Genomic DNA, 17,998 nt, shown 5'->3' with positions numbered 1-17,998 from the left:
CGCCGATGCGCCGATGCGCCGAACTTCCCGAACTGCAGCGCCTGGCCACAACCGTCGAGACATGGTGGCCAGAGATCCTTGCGTTCCTGCACACCGGGATCACCAACGCCGGCTCCGAAGGCACCAACCGGGTCATCAAGACCATCGCCCGCGACGCCTACGGCTTCCGCAACCCCGGCAACCAGCGCTCACGCACCCACTGCGCGACCACCCGTCGAGCCCGTGGACACCTCGATGCCCGCTAAATTCGTTGAGCCCGCACCCTGCAATCGTGTTGGCTAGCGGCACCGAACTGTCAGTACCGCAGGTGTCCGCTTGGCTGTAGCAGGGAGTTAAACGTGCAGGACATTGTTGTCGACCCCGTTGCCCACAATCGGGCAGCCTGGGACAAGTGTGTCCAAGAGGGCAACGAGTGGTCGAGGCCGGTGAGTGCTGAGGATGTCGAGCGCGCCCGCATGGGCGACTGGTCGATTGTTCTCATCGGGCGTGAGCCAGTCGACCGCTCCTGGCTGCCGACGGACCTGACCGGCAAGGACGTGTTGTGCCTGGCCTCCGGCGGTGGCCAGCAGGGTCCGATCCTCGCCGCCGCAGGGGCGCGGGTCACCGTATTCGACAACTCGCCCCGCCAGCTCGGCCAGGACCAGATGGTGGCGGCGCGCGACGGACTCGAGCTGCGCACCGTCCTGGGCGACATGCGCGACCTCAGCGCCTTCGGCGACGCAACATTCGACGTCGTATTCCATCCGGTCTCTAACCTATTCGTACCAGACTTGGCACCGGTGTGGCGTGAGTGCTTCCGCGTCCTGCGACCGGGCGGAACTCTACTCGTGGGCTTCCTCAACCCTGATGTGTACTTGTTCGACCACGAGGCCCTCGACGAGCGCGGCGAGCTGATCGTCGTGCACAAGCTGCCCTACAGCGATGTCACGCAGTACTCCGCCGAGGAACGCGCCACGAAGTTCGGCGCGGATGCCCCTCTTGAATACAGCCACACCCTCACCGACCAGATCGGCGGGCAACTCGCCGCGGGGTTCGTCCTCACCGGCTTCGCGGAAGCGCCGCACCAATCCAACGCATCCGCTCAATACATGTCGCACTATTTTGCGACGCGGGCGGTCAAGCGGGGCTGACCCAGCCGTGGGGCCGGCCGAGACGGCCGTGTCTCCGAATGGCCAAGTGGAGCGCTGTGCCAGCCCGACCCCCCACTAACTTCGCTGAGCCGCCATGGCGTTGCCTTGCCCTTGGCCAGGTTGTAGCGAACATCGGCTCGAAGATCGCCTGGGGGGGGGTCAGGGTCGCCACGGCCTGCCCGGGGGCGAACGGGTTGAAGTTCCGGGTGAAGGTGCGAAGTCCTCACGGGGAACAGGCGCTTCAGTCAGAAGTCTTCCGCCGCGCCCAGGGTGCGGCGGCAGACTTGGGGGCAGTGCGCGGTCAGCGGGCTTACGGGCGCTCTCCCTCCCCGTAACGGCGCTCGAACTTGGCGACCTGCCCCTCGGTGTCGACGACCCGGGCCTTGCCGGTGAAGAAGGGGTGGCTCTCGGCGGAGATCTCCACGTCGATGACGGGATAGGTCTCCCCGTCGTCCCACTGGATGGTCTGCTCGCTGGACGCTGTGGACCGGGTCAGGAAGGCGTAGCCCGCGGAGCGGTCGCGGAAGACGACGGGATGGTAGGAAGGGTGCTTGTCCTGCTGCATGCCTGCTCCTGGGGACGTTCGTACGGGCTCGGCTCAGCCCAGCCTCGCGAACGAAGCCGGTGGGCGCGATCGCAGACGGTCCGTACGGGGGGCGGTGGCGGGCCCCGGCGCCGTGCGGGGCCCGTCCGGCGCACCAGGGCCGGCCCTCGGATCCGCCATGGTGCGCCGGCACGCCGGACAGGTCACCGGCATCCCATGTGCTGCTTCATGGCGGGCCACGCCTCCACCCCGTCCGAGGTGCGGACATAGGCCCTGGACAGGTCGTCCGTCAGCCACAGTTCCCAGTCGTCCAGGTGGTAGCCCGTGGACCGCGCACCGGCGGGCATCGTCACGTCCCCGTCGTACGCCGAGGTGAGCATGCCGGACGGGAGTACGCCCTTCGGGTCACGCGCGTAGACCTTCCGGTCGGCCGGTGCCTCCCCCGAACCCGTGCCCCATTCAAGGAAGTTCGCCTCCTGCCAGTCGCAGTGCGCCTCGCCGGCCCAGCTGTTCAGCTCGGACACAGGGACCCGGTGGCCGTCCTTGTCGGTCCAGACCCGGTACGGCTGCTTGTCCGTGTAGCTCGACGGCAGCTCCGCCGGGTCGCACGAGGCGGCGGTCTCCGGACCCCAGCCCGGGCGCTCCTTGCGGTCCTTGGCGACGACAACGGCGATCTTCGTCCTGCGGTCCACGTCGAACGAGTACAGGACCCGGTCCGCCTCCTCGCGTTCCACGCGATAGCCGTACTGCGGCAGATCGGACTGCTCGATCTCGAAGTACAGCTTCAGCCCTTCCTCGGGCGTCGCCCCGCCGTCGCCCTTGCTCCAGGTTTCACTGCCGCTGCCGGAGTAGATGTCCCCCGCGCACTCCAGAGCACGGCCGGCGGCCCCCGATTTCGTCTTCATCGCCCGCAGGGTGTCGGCTTCGACGTTCGGATGCGGTACGTCGAGCGGGCCGCTGTAGGGCGCGGCCGGTGGGCTCCCCTCGGCCACAAGATCCTCGGAGGCACCCCCGCCGCACGCCGACGCCGTCAGCGCGGTCACGAGGATCACCGCGACCGTTCCGCCCGCCCTGCCTCTGTTCATGCCCCGCCCCTGTCTACCCTCGGCCCTTGCCGCTTGCCGCTTGCCCGTCGGACGCGCCGGGCGGTGTGACGGTTCCCGTGCGCGTTACCGGCCCTGCGCCGCCTCCACCGCGTGGGCCACCAGCGTCAGAAACCATGCACGGGCCCGGGGACTGCAGACCGGTTCCGGATTCCACGGCACCACCTCGGCCGCCCGCTCCAGCGCCGACCAGTCAGCATTCGACCGGAGCCGGTCCAGGGGTGTGGCATTGGACCGGATGTCGGTGAGCAGGATCCTGGGACGGAGGGCCACCGCCTCCGCCCAGCCGACCGTGGACCAGTTGGCGCCGGGTCCGGCGGCCGGTTCAAGGACGTCGACGCCCAGTTCCGCCAGTACGCGCAGCTCCGGCCACATGCGGGGACGCGCGAGATGCGCCCGGTCCTGCCCCGCCGGTGACAGGGCGAGGACCCGGGGCCGGGACGGACCGGCGGCGAGACCACGCAGCCGCTCCCGGGCTGCTTCCAGGTCCTGCGTCGCCGACGCCCCTCCCTCCTCGGCCCCGAGCGAGCGGGCCAGCTCGGCGAACCGGTCACCGATGTCGGCGAGGGTGCGTGCCTGGCCCACGTCGATGACAACGACCGGAACGTGCTCCTCCAAGTGCTTGGCGGTCTCCGGGGCCAGCCCGTAGACATGCCCTCCCCCGTAGCTGACGGCCACCACGAGGTCCGGCTCGCCCCGCAGGAGGGTGTCCACGTCCAGGACGCTGCCCGCACCGAGATAGTCGACCTCCGTGAGCGGCAGCGACCCGGTTTTGGCCCGGTCGGGCGACTCGCCGTCGTGGTCCGATCCGAAGATCCCGCTCGGACGTATCCCGTGGTCCCACAGCGTGGCTCCGGCCTGGACATAGGCGAGCACACGCGACGGGCGCCGCCCGGCACTCGACAGTTGTCCACGGTCGTCGGAGAACTGCCACTCGGTCCGCTCGCTCACATCGCACACCCTTCTGCTCCCGACTGCCCGGCCCCGGTCCGGCTCGTACACCACTACCTGCCCAGGTCCTTGCCGGGGCATCCCTCGGCGGGGCGCCGGTCCCGTACCCACTGTCGGCCGATCGCAAGGCGTCAGACGTCCGGGGGCGGGGTCCCCCCTGCTCGAACACCGGCAGAAAATTCTTCGGGACACGACTGTGCTGCGGGTCGATCCGGGCAGGAGCCGTTCGTATAGAGGGTGAGACGCCGGCACGGTGCCGACGCCGCACCCCAGGAGGAACACCATGCAGCACTACCTGCTCAGCGTGATCACGCCGACCGGGGGCGAGATGCCCGCCCCCGAGGTGCTGGAAGGGATCATGCGGAACGTGGAGGTCTTCCACCAGGAGCTCCGGGAGGCCGGGGCCTGGGTGTTCGCCGGAGGACTGAACGCCCCGAGCACGGCCACCGTGGTGCGGGCGACGGACGGCGACACACAGCTCACCGACGGCCCGTACGCCGAGGGGAAGGAGTACCTCGGCGGGCTGTGCATCATCAAGGCGCCCGATCGGGATGCCGCCCTCGACTGGGGCCGCAAGGCCGCGCGGGCGACCACCTTGCCCATCGAGGTCCGGCCGTTCGAGGGTGAAGTCGAGAGCTGATGGCCGACGACTCCCGGCGCCGCCGGGCCGCCCCGTCCCACCGGCGCGCGGCCGTACTCACCGCGGACATCGAGCGTCTCTTCCGCGAGGAGTACGGCCGCTCGGCGGCGGTACCCGTGCGCGCATTCAGCGACATCGACAGGGGGCACGAACCCTGCGGGGCGTGGCCGAAAGTCTCTCCTCAGGGGGTCTTGGGGCAGAGTTCGTCGTCCCCGATGTCCAGACCCGCCAGGAATGCCGCAGCCGCCGGTGTGGGGCGGAACCGGCTCCACACCAGCCGTTCCGTCCGTGCGGGCGCATTGCGCACCGGAAGCACGGTGAGCCCCGTCAGTTCCGCCGCGAACGCGGCGGGCAGGAGAGCGACGACCAGTCCGCTGCGTACCAGCCGGACAATGAAATCGGTTCCGCTGACCTCGAACGCCACTTCACGGGTGAGTCCGGACGCCTCGAAGGCCTCATCCGACTGGGCGCGGGCCGCGGTCCCGGCGGGGTAGTCGACGAACGTCTCCCGAGCCAGCCGTTCCAGGTCCACCTGGGACTCATCGGCCAGCGGGTGGCCGGGCGCCACCACGGCGGCGAGCTCCCCGCGACCCAGTTCGCGGTCGCGCACCCCCTTCGGCCGGTAACTCGGCAGTACACCGAGAAACGCCACGTCGAGCGTCCCGTCCTGCACTTCCTGGACGAGGCCCTTGCTCGCCCCTTCCCTCAGGTCGATACGGACCTTCGGGTGCCGGAGATGGAACTCCCGCAGTGTGGCCGGGATATCGACGGCGGAGAGCGTCGGGATCGCCCCGATCCCGAGACGCCCGCTGATCTCCCCCGCCGCTGCCGTCACCTCGGCGCGGGCCCGCTCGGCCGCGTCCAGCGCCTGCCGGGCCGCCGGCAGGAACGCCTCACCGGCAGCGGTGAGCCGGACCCGACGGCTCGTGCGATCGAACAGCCGGGCGCCGAGCTCCTTCTCCAGACGGGCGATCTGATGGCTCAGGGCCGACTGGACGACCAGGCATTTCTTCGCGGCGCGCGTGAAGTTTTCCAGCTCCGCCACCGCCACCACGTACCGCATCTGCTGAAGCTCCATCCATCTATCGTGAACCACGATCGATCGAATGAAAAACATGTGTTGGACTCATTGATGTTCTGTCCCCGAGGCTGAGGGACATGGCTCACTCCACACAGGCGCTAAGGCGCAGCACAGCTCTGCCGATCCCGCCCGAGGCGTCGCCCGTCCTCGGCCGCGGGCTCGTCCTCCTGATGGCCGTCGCGGCCGGGCTCTCGGCCGCGGGCAACTACTTCGCGCAGCCGCTCCTCGACGTGATCGAGGCGAATCTGCACATCGGTGTCACGACGGCGGGGCTGATCGTGACCGCCGCCCAGGGCGGCTACGCGCTCGGCCTGATCCTGCTGGTTCCACTCGGGGACGTCATGGAGCGCCGAAAGCTGGCGGTGGGCCTGTTCGCACTGACGGCGCTCTTCCTGCTGCTGACCGCCGGTGCTCCCACCGGTCCCCTGCTGATCGCCGGGACAGCGCTCACGGCGCTCACCTCCGTCGGCGCCCAGGTCGTGGTGCCGTTCGCGGCGACTCTCGCGGCTCCGGCCGAACGCGGCAGGATCGTCGGCCTCGTCATGTCGGGCGTCCTGCTGGGCGGCCTGGTCGGGCGTCTGGCCTCCGGCGCGCTGTCGGAGCTCGGCGGCTGGCGGACTGCGTACTGGGTGAACGCCCTGCTCATGGCGGCCATGGCGGTGCTCCTGCATCGCCATCTGCCCCGGCTGCCCCGGTCGGACGACGCCGCCCCGACGGGATACGCCGGGCTGCTGCGCTCCACCCTCTCCCTGCTGCGCACGGAGCCCCTGCTGCGCTGGCGGTCCGCCGTCGCCGCCTTCTCCATGGCCTCGTACAGCGTGCAGCTGACCGCGCTGACCTTCCTGCTGACCCGGGCGCCCTACAACTGGAACGCGGCCGCGATCGGACTCTTCGGACTCGTGGGCGTCATCGGTGTGGTGGGCATGAACTTCGCGGCCCGGCTGAGCGACCGCGGCCGTGTGCAGGCGGTCTCCGGGGCTTCGGCCGCCCTGCTCGCCCTCTCCTGGCTGCTGCTTCTCGCCGGCGAGTCCTCGCTGCTGTGGCTCGCGCTCGGCGTGATCTCGCTGAACGTGGCTCAGCAGGCGGCCCTCAACAGCAGTCAGAACGTGATCTACGCGCTCCGCCCGGAGGCCCGCAACCGGATCAACTCCGGGTTCATGACCCTCTTCTTCCTGGGCGGGGCCACGGGAGCGGCACTCGCCTCGGTGGTCTGGTCACGCGCGGGCTGGACCGGCATCTGCGTCCTGGGCGGTTCGCTGGCCGCGGGCAGCTTCGTGCTCTGGGTGCTGGAGCGGCTACGGGTCCGGGCGCGGTGAGGTCAGTCATTGACCGCGGTCAGCAGCACCACCGCGTCCTGCAGCGCCAGCAGTCCGTGCCGTTCGTGCGGGATGGGCTGCAGCCCTCCGGCGGTCACTTCCACGTCGCCGGAGGCCGCGGTGAGGCGGACGGCCCCCCGCAGGACCTGGAGCGAGGCGGCAGGCGGCGCGTTGTGCTCGTCGAGGGCCGAGCCCGCGGTGAGCGCGATGACCGTCTGCCGCAGGGGCTCCTGCCGCAGCAGCAGGTGGGCGCTGCGGCCGTGCGGGGACGTGCGGGCGGCGGCCAGATGCTCGTCGGCGAGGGCGTTGAGATCGTCCATAGGACCACTGTGCCGCAGCCCTGGAACCACCGCGATCCGCCCGCGCCGCCGTCAGCCCCGGCAGCAAGCGGGGCCCGCGGATGCGTACCCCGCCGGCCGGACGGCTTCAGCGGATCGGGATCAGAGTCCCGCGGTGTAGAGGAGCCGGTTCGGCGAACCCGCGCCCAGGGACGACAGGGCGTTCTTGGTCGACTGGTCGACGAGCCAGCGGGTGAGGTCGTTCGGCGTGGCAGCCGGCTTCCACTCCTTGTAGAGAGCGGCGACCCCGGCAACATGGGGGCTGGCCATGGAGGTTCCGCTCATGACCACGGAACCACCGCCGAGCTTGGCCGATACGATCGCCAGGCCGGGGGCGTACATCTCCACGCAGGGGCCGTAGTTGCTGAAGCTGGTCTGCCGGTCCTGAGCGTCGCTGGCCGCGACCGTGACCACGTGTGCCGCGCGGGCCGGGGAGATGGTGCAGGCGTCCAACGAACTGTTCCCCGCCGCGACGACAGGCAGGGTCCCCCGGGCCGCAACGGCGTCGACGGCGTCGTCGATCGCCGCGGACTCCGGGCCGCCGATCTCCATAGAATTGGCGCTGCTCCCCGCGCCGATGACACTCCCTCACGGCGTTCACCAGGTGATTGGAGATGATCCGACCGGTGCATCAGCCCATCGAGTTCGACCCGGCGAACGGCGCCCGGGGCATGCTGCCCTCCTGGCCTGCCGGGATACCTGCCTTGTGGATCGTGGACGCGGTGCGGCACGGTGATGCGGCCGAGCGGCTCGCGCACGGAATTCTCGACGCCGGGGAACAGCGGCGTGCCGGGAAATTCGTCGCTCCGGCCGACCGGCGCTGCTATGTCACGGCCCATGTGGCGCTGCGGATGCTGCTCGGCGCCCGGCTGGGTGTCGAACCACGCGAGGTGCGGCTGGTCCGTGAGCCGTGCCCGTCCTGCGGTGGTCCGCACGGCCGTCCGGCTACCGACGGCGGGGTGCATTTCTCCCTGTCGCACAGCCGGGACCTGTCGCTGCTGGCGTTCGCCGCCGCGCCCGTCGGGGTGGACGTGGAGGCGGTACCGAACGGCGCGGCCGCTGCGGACATCGGGGCGATGCTGCATCCGGCGGAGGTAAAGGAGCTGGCAGGACTCCGCGCGGAGGACAGGCCTGTCGCCTTCGCCCGGGCGTGGACCCGCAAAGAGGCCTATCTGAAGGGCGAGGGGATCGGGCTCGCACGCGAGCTCTCGCTGGACCATCTGGGCACCGGCCCCCTGCCGGAGCCCGGCCCCCCGGGCTGGACCGTCGCCGATGTGCTGGTCCCCGCCGGGTACGCCGCCGCTGTGGCGGTGCGTACTGCCGGGCAGCCACCGGTCCACGCCGGCCATCGGGGAAACTGATCCGGCGGGCAGATCGCAACGACCGACCGATACGGAGAGTGGGCAGATGCCGCACGAACGAGCCGGACAGCAGGCACGTCCGGAGGACCTGACCGATGTGGCCAGGCTGGTGACGGCGTATTACACGTTGCATCCCGATCCGGCCGAGCCGGAGCAGCGGGTGGCGTTCGGCACCTCGGGTCACCGCGGGACGTCGACGGCCACGGCGTTCAACGAGGACCACATCGCCGCGACCAGTCAGGCCATCAGCGAGTACCGGGCGCAGCAGGGCACGACCGGCCCGCTGTTCCTCGGATCCGACACCCATGCGCTGTCCGAGCCCGCCCGGGTCACCGCAATCGAGGTGTTCGCCGCCAATGACGTGACTGTGCTGATCGACTCGGCCGACGGCTACACCCCCACCCCGGCGGTGTCGCACGCCATCCTCGCCCACAACCGGGGCCGTACCTCCGGTCTCGCCGACGGCGTGGTGGTCACGCCGTCGCACAACCCGCCGAGCGACGGCGGATTCAAGTACAACCCGCCGAACGGCGGCCCAGCCGGGTCCGAGGCGACCGGCTGGATCCAGGAGCGGGCCAACGAGATCATCGCGACCGGCATGAAGGACGTACGGAGGCTGCCGTACGTCCGCGCGCTGGCGGCGCCGACCACCTCCACGTACGACTTCCTCGGCACCTATGTCACGGACCTGCCGTCCGTGCTCGACCTCGACGCGATCCGCGCGGCCGGGGTCCGGATCGGCGCGGACCCGCTGGGCGGCGCGTCGGTCGCGTACTGGGGCCGTATCGCCGAGCAGCACCGGCTCGATCTGACCGTCGTCAATCCGCTGACCGACCCCACCTGGCGGTTCATGACGCTGGACTGGGACGGCAAGATCCGGATGGACTGCTCCTCGCCGTACGCGATGGCATCGCTGATCGGTCAACGGGACCGGTATCGGATCGCGACGGGGAACGACGCCGATGCGGACCGGCACGGCATCGTGACCCCGGACGGCGGGCTGATGAACCCGAACCACTATCTCGCCGTCGCCATCAACTACCTGTACGCGCACCGTGATCAGTGGCCGAACACGGCGGGCGTCGGCAAGACCCTGGTGTCGTCGGGGATGATCGACCGGGTCGCCGACGCTCTCGGGCGGCGGCTGGTCGAGGTGCCGGTCGGCTTCAAGTGGTTCGTGGAGGGTCTGGTCGACGGGTCGCTCGGATTCGGCGGCGAGGAGTCGGCCGGCGCGTCGTTCCTGCGTCGTGACGGATCGGTGTGGACGACCGACAAGGACGGCATCATTCTGGCGCTGCTTGCCTCGGAGATCCTTGCCGTGACGGGGAAGTCGCCGTCCGAGCACTACGCCGGGCTCACCGCCCGCTTCGGCGAGCCCGCGTACGCCCGGATCGATGCCCCCGCGAACCGTGAACAGAAGGCGGTACTCGCCAAGCTCTCGCCGAAGCAGGTCACGGCCGACACGCTGGCCGGCGAACCGGTCACGGCGGTGCTCACCTCGGCTCCCGGCAACGGCGCACCGATCGGCGGCATCAAGGTGACCACGGAGAACGCCTGGTTCGCCGCCCGCCCCTCGGGCACCGAGGACGTCTACAAGATCTACGCGGAGTCGTTCCTCGGGTCCGATCACCTCGACCAGGTGCAGGACGAGGCCAAGGCCGTGGTCTCGGCGGCACTGGGCGCCTGAGCGGTCGGGAGGCCGCCTCCCGTGCGACGCCCGGTCTTGGCGCAGGGGGCGGCTCCACTCCGCATCTGCCCGCTCCCGCCCCCTCTGTACAACCCTTGAAGCGGTATGCCCCGCCCAGCGTCGACGGGTGAGAGGACGAGAAGACGTGGATGTGTATGAAGCTGTGGACAGTCGCCGGGCTGTGCGGGCGTTCAGCGATGAGCCGGTATCCAGAGAGATACTCGAACGAGTGCTGGCTGCAGCGACGCGGGCTCCGTCGAGTGGGAACCTCCAGCCGTGGCACGTGTATGCCGTGACCGGTGAGCCCTTGGCCGAACTGAAGAGGCGCGCGACGGCCAGGGCACTGGCGGGAGACCCGGGTGATGAGCGGGAGTACCCGATGTACCCGGCCGAACTGACCTCGCCGTATCTGGACCGCTTTTCCGCCGCGGCTGCCCAGCGGTACAAAGCGCTCGGAATCGAGCGCGACGACCCCGACAGGCCCATGAAGATCGCCGCCTTGAACTCGGAGGCGTTCGGGGCGCCGGTCGTACTGTTCTGCTACCTCGACCGGACGATGGGGCCCGGACAGTGGGGGGACGCGGGGATGTACTTACAGACGGTCATGCTGTTGCTGAGGGCGGAAGGGTTGCACAGCTGCCCCCAGGTCATGTGGACGATGTATCGCAAGACCGTCAGCCAGATAGTCGGGGCCGATGACGGGCTCGCGCTGTTCTGCGGGGTCTCGGTGGGATTCGAGAAGGAAGGCGTGCCCCGGCTGCGTACCGGGCGGGCGGACATGACAGAAACAGTGAGCTTCATCGGAGTGTGACCGCAGGACTGACTCTGGTCCTGGCCTTGTGGCTGCGCGCGGTGCACCCATGAGCGGATATCCCTACCAATAGATAGAATTCGACCATGTCCGAGAGGCCTGTCGCGTCGACTGCGCCCGAGCTCATTCTCGAGACCGACGCAGGACCCACGGTGATAAGTCCGAGCCGGGACTACCACGTCGGCCGCGACCCGCTGAGCGACATCGTCATCGACGATGACCGGGTCTCGTGGCACCATGCGGTGCTCCGGCCCGTGGCCGATCACTGGTCCCTGGAGGACGAGAACAGCACGAACGGTACGTACACCGGGGGCAGGCGGATCCATGAATCGGGCGTAGGACCCGGCAGCGTCATCCGGTTCGGTCATCCCGCGGACGGGCCGTGCGCGGTTCTGGTCGGTCAGGTGCCCCCCGCTCCCGCGCTACATCCGGCGGACCGCCCGTCCACCGTCTCCATGCCGGCCGCCACCGGTACGTTCCGGCAGCCGACCGTCGTGCGACCGCGGCCCGTCCATACCGTACGCATCGGCCGCAGCGCCGACAACGACCTCGTCGTCGACGACCTGACCGTCTCGCACCGGCACGCCGAACTGCGGGCGCATCCGGACGGCACATACGAGATCGTCGACCTCGGCTCACACAACGGGACGTATCTCAACGGCCAGCTGGTCGGCCGCGCCCCGGTCGCCGCCGGTGACATCGTCGGTATCGGTCACTCCGAGTTCTCTCTGGTCGGCGACGTGCTGCAGGAGTTCGTCGACACCGGTGAGGTCTCGCTCGACGTGCAGGACCTGGCGGTCACGGTGGACCGGGGCCGCAAGACGTTGCTCGACCAGGTCTCCTTCCCGGTGGGCGAGAAGTGCCTGCTCGGCGTGGTGGGTCCGAGCGGCTCGGGTAAGTCCACCCTGCTCAACGCACTGACCGGCCTCCGCCCGGCCGACGAGGGCAGCGTCCTGTACGACGGCCGCGACCTGTACCACGACTACGCCGAGCTGCGCCATCGCATCGGGCTCGTGCCGCAGGACGACATCCTGCACTCCCAGCTGACCGTGCGCCGCGCCCTCGGGTACGCCGCCGAGCTCCGCTTCCCGCACGACACGGCCCCGTCGGAACGCCGGGACAGGGTCACCGAAGTGATCAGTGAGCTGGGTCTGGAAAAGCGGACGGAACAGTCGATCCACAGCCTCTCCGGCGGCCAGCGCAAGCGCGTCAGCATCGCGCTGGAGTTGCTGACGAGGCCGTCGTTGCTCTTCCTCGACGAGCCGACCTCGGGGCTCGACCCCGGTATGGACCGCTCGGTCATGCACATGCTCCGCAAGCTCGCCGACGACGGGCGTACGGTCATCGTCGTCACGCACAGTGTGCTCAGCCTCGATGTCTGCCACCGGCTGCTGGTCCTGGCCCCCGGCGGGAAGACCGCCTTCTACGGGCCGCCGGACGATGCGCTCGCCTTCTTCGGATTCGAGCAGTGGCCCGAGGCGTTCGAGGCGTTCGAGAACGACCGGGACCGGAAATGGTCGGCGGAGTACCGCGCCTCCCCGTTCCACCGGCAGTACATCGCGAACTCCAGCACGCAGCCCAGGCTGCCGCACGCCGCGGCCGCCCCGGTCGCACCGCCGCCGAAGACCCGGAGCAGGGGTGCTCAACTGTGGACGCTGGTCCGCCGGTACGCCGCAGCGCTGAGCGCCGACCGGACCTTCCTGGCCATCATGATCGCTCTGCCGTTCGTGATGGGCGCGATGACCCGGGCCCTGGCCGGCAGCCGGCTGACCCAGGAGACGGCGATCAACGCGCTGCTGATCCTCTGTGTGGGCAGCGTGCTGACCGGAGCCGCCAATGCCGTACGGGAGCTGGTCAAGGAGCGGGCGATCTATCAGCGGGAGCGGGCCGTCGGACTGTCCAGATCTGCGTATCTGATGTCCAAAGTGGTTGTCCTGGGCACCGTGACGGTGCTGCAGGCGGTGGTGCTGACCCTGGTCGGTCTGGTGGGCGTCGATCTGAACGCCCCGGGCGGCAAAGGCGTTCTCCTGTCACCACTGGTCGAAATCACGCTGGCCGTGGCCCTGTTGTCGTTCACGGCGATGATGCTCGGTCTGGTCGTCTCCGCGTTGGTGCGCAAGGAGGAGGCCACCATGCCGCTGCTGGTGCTCCTCGCCATCGTCCAGGTCGTGTTCTGCGGTGCGCTGCTGAAACTGCACGGGGTGCCCGGGTTGGAGCAGCTGGCATGGCTGGTGCCGTCCCGGTGGGCGCTCGCGGCGATGGGCGGGACCATCGGGCTCGCCAGGATCGTGCCGGGAAAGGTGAGCTCGGATCCGCTGTTCGATCACTCCACGGAAGCGTGGCTGCTGAACATGGGGATGCTGGTGGCGCTGTCGGTCGTCTTCGGACTGGTGGTGGCGCGGCTGCTCCGTCGGCACGAGCCCGTCATCATGCGGAAGTAGTGGAGGCGGGAGCCCATGGCGACACCGGAATTCCGCCCCACACATGTGGTTCCCCCGGACGGGATGTCCGCCTGGGAAGCACCCGACGTGACCCGGCCCACCGAGCCGCTCGACCCGCTGCTTCCCGTCCAGCTGCTCGGCCGGCAGGGCGACTGGGGACAGATCCTCTGCGCCAACGGCTGGTCGGCATGGGTGGACGGCCGGTTGCTCGTCTCCGTCCCCCACGGCCCGCCGGAGTCAGGACAGCCGCTCGCGCGCACCGCGGACCCCCGGCCGCTGATGGCGCGGGTCCAGGAGTCGCTGACCCAGTACCGGCGCGCCGCGGAGGAGCTGGCCGAGGGCCGGATCGACGGAGAGACCTTCCGCCGCCGGACCCAGGGGCTGCGGGTGGGCATGGTCGCCGACGGCGAGGCGATGTGGCTGTACGACGCCGAGCACGAGCGCTGGGTGTACTGCGACGGCACCCAGCTGAGTACGTACGCGGCCTCGGGCGGTCCCGGTCGGCCGAGCACTGCCCCCACGGACCGCGGTGCGGGCGAGGCGCACGCACCGGAGCCCGAGCCGACGCGGATCGTCGACCCCGCGCGGGTGGCCCCGTACCGCCCGGCGGATCCTGCCGATGCCGAGCCGACACAGCCCCTGCGGCCCGTCGACCGGTCCGGGGCGGACGCCACGCATCCGCCCACCCGGACGGGTGACGTGTGATGTCCTCCGCACCCGCGCCGGACCCCCCGCACTCCCCCGACCCCGGGCAGGACATGGCGCTGCCCGTGGGCCGCCCGTCCGATCTGCTCGGCAGACAGATCGCCGGCTACCGGGTGGAGAGCGAGATCGGCCGCGGCGGCATGGCCGTCGTGTACCGGGCCAGGGATCTGCGGCTGGACCGCACGGTCGCCCTCAAGCTGCTCGCCCCGGAACTCGCCCGCAACGACACCTTCCGCAAGCGGTTCACCCATGAGTCGCGGGTGGCTGCCGCGATCGATCATCCGCATATCGTGCCGGTCTTCGAGGCCGGGGAGACCGCGGGCATCCTCTACATCGCGATGCGTTACGTCGTCGGGCAGGACCTGCGCGCCCTCATCGACCGTCAGGGGCCGCTGCCGATCGCGACAGCGGTCCGGATCGCCACGCAGGTGGCGTCCGCGCTCGATGCCGCCCACGACCACGATCTGGTGCACCGGGACGTCAAACCCGGCAACATACTGGTCGCGGCGGGCACGGACAGCGATCACCCGGAGCATGTGTACCTCACGGACTTCGGGCTGACGAAGAAGTCGCTGTCGCTGACCGGGTTCACCTCGGTGGGCCAGTTCGTCGGCACGCTCGACTATGTGGCGCCTGAACAGATCTCCGGCCGCCCGGTGGACGGCCGATGCGATGTCTACAGCCTGGCCTGTGTCGTGTACGAGACGATGGCCGGTGTGCCGCCCTTCCGGCGCGACGACGACATGGCACTGCTGTGGGCCCATCAGTTCGACCCGCCGCCGCCACTGACCGGCCGGCGCCCCGATCTCCCGGCCGCCGTCGACGAGGTACTGGCGAAGGCCCTGGCCAAGAGCCCGGACGACCGGTACGACTCGTGTCTGCAGTTCGTGGCGGCACTGCGCGGTGCGGCCCGGGGCACGGGGCAGAAGAACCATCCGCCGACGCAGGTGGACATGCGGATCGGTGCCCGGGCCACGGGGGCGGGGGCCGAACCACCGCCGGCGCCGCCGCGGTGGGCACTGCCCGTGTTCCCCGGGCTGGTACGGGAGGCGAAGTCTGTCACCGCCTCAGCCGTCCGCCGGGACTTCTCCCCGCCGGTGGATCCTTGAGGCGAGCAGGCCGCCGAGGAAGCCGGCGACCAGCCCCCACGCGACGGCGACGACGAGCGCGGATACCAGTCGCGGGCGCAGCGTCACCTCGCCGCCGAGACCGCCGCCGAGGTCCCCGATGCCCAGCAGTGACAGACCGTAGTGTGCCGAGACCCTGGCGACGAGACAGATGGTCAGCACGGTGAGGAGGAGCGCCACCGCCATGTGCACGGCGTGCTGCCACGGCCGCATCCGGCTGGGCGAGCGGGCCGCCATGAGAAAGGCGGCGGCCAAGGTCAGCACGGCGGCGACGACGACCAGCCACCAGGCCCGGCCGTCGTGGTCGGCGAGTGTGGAGACGCTGAGGACGGAAAGGTCCGGCGTGCGCAGAACCGAGTCCAGCACCTGCGGCATGGGCAGCCCGAACGGCCCGTCCACCCTCCCCTCCCAGGTTGCCCCGAGCCCGAGCGTGTACGCGAGCCAGACGAGGTTCGGCAGCCCCAGGAGGATCACGGCCACCGTCTCGGCCGGGTGGGCCCCGGTCACGATGACGACGAGTCCGACGATCACGCCCAGGACGACGTACGCGAGCAGCAGCGCCACCATCGCGTACGCGGCCGGGCGCACCGACTCCTGGAAGCGCAGCAGGCGGGCCGGGAGCGGGGCGCTGCGCGACACGGCGAGAGCCAGGACGAGGACGCCCACCAGCCAGAGCAGACCGAGGAGCAGGGTGAGCGGGACGTCGGTCCTGAATCCGACCTCCGGCGAGGGGTCCCGCAGGTCACCGATGACATCCCCGGTCGGATTCTGGAGAGGAATCTCGAAACTCTGACGGGCCAGGAGCGACAGGACGATCAGGGCCAGCGCCCACAGCACTGCCACCCGGGCGGCCCAGCCGGCCAGTTCGCGTGCGCCCGCGACCGCCCGGTGGCGCAGGGGCCGCAAAAAGCCAACGGCGATGACCAGGGCCCCGGCCAGAGTCACGGACAGCGGAAGCACCGAGAATTCCGCATGGGTCCTGACCAGTTCCCCGGCGTTTCCCGAGAGGGAGACGGAACCGCCCGCCGCCATCACCACGACGGCCGCGACGACACGCGTGAACGCGCCCCCGGGGAGACCGCTCGCACCTGCCGCCCAAAGACCGAGGGCAGCGGTGGCTGCCATGACCACGAGACCGGCGAGCACGGCCAGGAGAGCTTCACCCCAGCCGTGCGCGGCGCGCGGCGCTCCGCTGCGGTCGCTGGATACCTGGTGGCTCACGCTGCCACGCTAGGCAGGAGCGCGGCCATCCGCCCCTTGGGAGGGCCCGACGGCGTCAGCTTGCGGGCCGCGCGAGTACCCAGCACACAATGGGCGGGTACCGGAAGAACCTGGGACTGGTCCCTCCGTCGGGAAGAAGAGTCCGTGAGTGCCCAACCGCCGTCGTCAGGCCGCCCGACAGGCCCCCCTTCCGGCCCGCTCTCGGGCCCCCCTCAGCCGGGTTCCGTGCCTCCATCGCCCGATGTCCCGTCGGGCGGTGGCGGTGGCGGCTCCACGGGTGGTCCGCCGGTGCCGGGCGGACCCGGTGGTCCGGGCCGCCCCTGGTGGCGTTCCGTTCCGAAGGTGGCGTCGATCGGCGCCGCCCTCGTGGCCGCGGTGGTCGTGACCATCGTGCTCACGCGCCCCGGCGGCGGTTCGGTGGCGGCCGGGGAGGTGTTCCTGCAGCCGGCCGGGTCGGCCGGTCAGGATCCGTTCACCGAATCGACGGCGCGCACCAGCGCCCCGGCGACGCCGACCCCGGTACCCAATCCGTCGGAGACCCGCGCCAACGTCACGCAGGGCGTGGATGGGGCGACCCCCGGTCTCTACGGTGGCACCCTCAAGGTCGCCAGCTGCGACGTGGAGAAGCAGATCACCGCGCTGACAGCCGATCCGGACAAGAACAAGGCCTTCGCCTCCGTCCTGGGCATCGATCCGTCCGGCGTCCCCGACTACCTGCGGGCGCTGACCTCCGTCCGGCTGCGGATGGACACCCGGGTCACCAATCACGGCTACCGGAACGGCGCCCCCACCAGCTACCAGGCGGTGCTTCAAGCGGGCACAGCCGTTCTCGTCGACGACCACGGTGTGCCGCGGGTGCGCTGCGCGTGCGGGAATCCGCTGCTCCCACCGGTCGCGGTCGAGGGCGCCGCACGGCTGAAGGGCGAACCCTGGCCCGGATTCAGCTCCTCGCACGTCGTGGTGGTGAGACCCGCTGCCCAGGTGGTGGACGTGTTCATCATGTTCGACCCGAAGTCCGGGGACTGGCTCGCCCGCAAGGCGGGTGACACCGGTGGCAGCGACAAGAAGACCGAGCCGCCCGCCGAGCACACACCGTCACCCTGTCCGCCCACCGGCCCCTGCCCGTCGCCTTCGGCACCCTCGAAGTCCACGCCATCGACGTCGCCGGCGACCGAGTCCCCGTCCTCGCGCACACCCGCATCCGAGCCGCCGAATTCGCCGTCCCCGCCTTCCCCGAAGCCGACGGCCTCCGCGCCACCGCCCGTCACCGAGTCGCCCGCGTCCCGACCGGCCCCGGAGTCGGCGAAAACGGAGTCCCTGACACCGCGGGCCCCCGCGGCGTCCTCCGTCCCCGGAAGCGTGTCCAAGGCCGGCTCCGCCCAGCCCTCAGGCCTCGAATGACGAGGTCGCCCCCGCTCGCCCCGATCCGCGGGGAGACGGGGCATGAGGGCATGGGCACGCACACGTCCGGTGAGAACCGCATTCGAGCCGCGCAGTGCCGCACCCGCTGCGGACCCTGGCCTTCGTCACCGTTGCCCCGTG

18 protein-coding genes are annotated in these 17,998 nt (G+C 70.5%); 11 read left to right on the top strand and 7 right to left on the bottom strand.

Going from position 1 to position 17,998, the window contains the following annotated elements:
* Positions 1 to 5: 5 nt before the first annotated feature.
* The gene (locus ACNPQM_RS09425; protein ID WP_418083646.1) at positions 6 to 245 is read left to right on the top strand and encodes a transposase; all 240 of its coding nucleotides are present in this window, start codon (positions 6 to 8) and stop codon (positions 243 to 245) included.
* A gap of 93 nt (positions 246 to 338) precedes the next feature.
* Entirely contained in the window at positions 339 to 1,130 is a 792-nt protein-coding gene (locus ACNPQM_RS09420; protein WP_418083645.1) for a class I SAM-dependent methyltransferase, read from the top strand.
* Positions 1,131 to 1,440: 310 nt separating this feature from the next.
* Here ACNPQM_RS09420 and ACNPQM_RS09415 read toward each other — a convergent pair whose 3' ends face one another.
* The 3 genes from ACNPQM_RS09415 to ACNPQM_RS09405 form a co-directional block, all read right to left on the bottom strand.
* Positions 1,441 to 1,695, bottom strand: a complete 255-nt coding sequence (locus tag ACNPQM_RS09415) for a type B 50S ribosomal protein L31 (RefSeq protein WP_358860090.1) — start codon at positions 1,693 to 1,695, stop codon at positions 1,441 to 1,443.
* A gap of 182 nt (positions 1,696 to 1,877) precedes the next feature.
* A complete protein-coding gene (locus ACNPQM_RS09410) occupies positions 1,878 to 2,759 on the bottom strand; it encodes a hypothetical protein (protein WP_418083643.1) in 882 nt (293 codons plus the stop codon).
* Positions 2,760 to 2,843: 84 nt separating this feature from the next.
* Positions 2,844 to 3,728: an ABC transporter substrate-binding protein gene (locus ACNPQM_RS09405; RefSeq protein ID WP_418083642.1), complete on the bottom strand. Its 885-nt coding sequence runs from the start codon at positions 3,726 to 3,728 to the stop codon at positions 2,844 to 2,846.
* A gap of 283 nt (positions 3,729 to 4,011) precedes the next feature.
* Here ACNPQM_RS09405 and ACNPQM_RS09400 point away from each other — a divergent pair, with 283 nt between their 5' ends.
* Entirely contained in the window at positions 4,012 to 4,368 is a 357-nt protein-coding gene (locus tag ACNPQM_RS09400; RefSeq protein WP_418083641.1) for a YciI family protein, read from the top strand.
* A gap of 181 nt (positions 4,369 to 4,549) precedes the next feature.
* Here the strand turns inward: ACNPQM_RS09400 and ACNPQM_RS09395 are convergent, their stop codons facing one another.
* Positions 4,550 to 5,446: a LysR family transcriptional regulator gene (locus ACNPQM_RS09395; RefSeq protein WP_418083639.1), complete on the bottom strand. Its 897-nt coding sequence runs from the start codon at positions 5,444 to 5,446 to the stop codon at positions 4,550 to 4,552.
* 80 nt (positions 5,447 to 5,526) lie between these two features.
* Here ACNPQM_RS09395 and ACNPQM_RS09390 point away from each other — a divergent pair, with 80 nt between their 5' ends.
* On the top strand, positions 5,527 to 6,765 hold the full coding sequence (locus ACNPQM_RS09390; RefSeq protein ID WP_418083638.1) for an MFS transporter: 1,239 nt from the start codon (positions 5,527 to 5,529) through the stop codon (positions 6,763 to 6,765).
* Between the two features lie 2 nt (positions 6,766 to 6,767).
* On the opposite strand, the gene ACNPQM_RS09385 is transcribed toward ACNPQM_RS09390, so the two are convergent.
* Together ACNPQM_RS09385 and ACNPQM_RS09380 are read right to left on the bottom strand one after the other, a co-directional pair.
* Positions 6,768 to 7,085, bottom strand: coding sequence for a cupin (locus tag ACNPQM_RS09385; protein WP_266989129.1), 318 nt, complete (start codon positions 7,083 to 7,085; stop codon positions 6,768 to 6,770).
* Between the two features lie 120 nt (positions 7,086 to 7,205).
* Positions 7,206 to 7,655, bottom strand: coding sequence for a S8 family serine peptidase (locus ACNPQM_RS09380; RefSeq protein WP_418083636.1), 450 nt, complete (start codon positions 7,653 to 7,655; stop codon positions 7,206 to 7,208).
* 74 nt (positions 7,656 to 7,729) lie between these two features.
* Between ACNPQM_RS09380 and ACNPQM_RS09375 the strand changes: the two genes are divergently transcribed.
* From ACNPQM_RS09375 to ACNPQM_RS09350, 6 genes are all read left to right on the top strand, one after another.
* The gene (locus tag ACNPQM_RS09375; RefSeq protein ID WP_418083635.1) at positions 7,730 to 8,464 is read left to right on the top strand and encodes a 4'-phosphopantetheinyl transferase family protein; all 735 of its coding nucleotides are present in this window, start codon (positions 7,730 to 7,732) and stop codon (positions 8,462 to 8,464) included.
* Between the two features lie 46 nt (positions 8,465 to 8,510).
* Complete coding sequence (pgm, locus tag ACNPQM_RS09370) at positions 8,511 to 10,151, top strand: phosphoglucomutase (alpha-D-glucose-1,6-bisphosphate-dependent) (protein ID WP_418083634.1); 1,641 nt, start codon at positions 8,511 to 8,513, stop codon at positions 10,149 to 10,151.
* Between the two features lie 145 nt (positions 10,152 to 10,296).
* A complete protein-coding gene (locus ACNPQM_RS09365) occupies positions 10,297 to 10,962 on the top strand; it encodes a nitroreductase (protein WP_358860081.1) in 666 nt (221 codons plus the stop codon).
* 86 nt (positions 10,963 to 11,048) lie between these two features.
* Positions 11,049 to 13,403 (top strand): FHA domain-containing protein, encoded by a 2,355-nt coding sequence (locus ACNPQM_RS09360; RefSeq protein WP_418083633.1) that lies wholly within the window; start codon positions 11,049 to 11,051, stop codon positions 13,401 to 13,403.
* Between the two features lie 15 nt (positions 13,404 to 13,418).
* Complete coding sequence (locus ACNPQM_RS09355; RefSeq protein WP_418083632.1) at positions 13,419 to 14,108, top strand: hypothetical protein; 690 nt, start codon at positions 13,419 to 13,421, stop codon at positions 14,106 to 14,108.
* A 53-nt stretch (positions 14,109 to 14,161) separates the two neighbouring features.
* Entirely contained in the window at positions 14,162 to 15,217 is a 1,056-nt protein-coding gene (locus tag ACNPQM_RS09350; RefSeq protein WP_418083743.1) for a serine/threonine-protein kinase, read from the top strand.
* Here the strand turns inward: ACNPQM_RS09350 and ACNPQM_RS09345 are convergent.
* Positions 15,176 to 16,456: a streptophobe family protein gene (locus ACNPQM_RS09345; protein ID WP_418083631.1), complete on the bottom strand. Its 1,281-nt coding sequence runs from the start codon at positions 16,454 to 16,456 to the stop codon at positions 15,176 to 15,178. The genes ACNPQM_RS09350 and ACNPQM_RS09345 overlap by 42 nt on opposite strands.
* Before the next feature lie 144 nt (positions 16,457 to 16,600).
* Between ACNPQM_RS09345 and ACNPQM_RS09340 the strand changes: the two genes are divergently transcribed.
* A complete protein-coding gene (locus tag ACNPQM_RS09340) occupies positions 16,601 to 17,857 on the top strand; it encodes a DUF6777 domain-containing protein (protein WP_418083630.1) in 1,257 nt (418 codons plus the stop codon).
* Positions 17,858 to 17,998: the final 141 nt, after the last annotated feature.

This window comes from Streptomyces sp. NPDC056231 (assembly GCF_048270745.1).
Taxonomy (GTDB): domain Bacteria; phylum Actinomycetota; class Actinomycetes; order Streptomycetales; family Streptomycetaceae; genus Streptomyces.
This window is presented reverse-complemented; position numbering and strand designations above follow the sequence as displayed.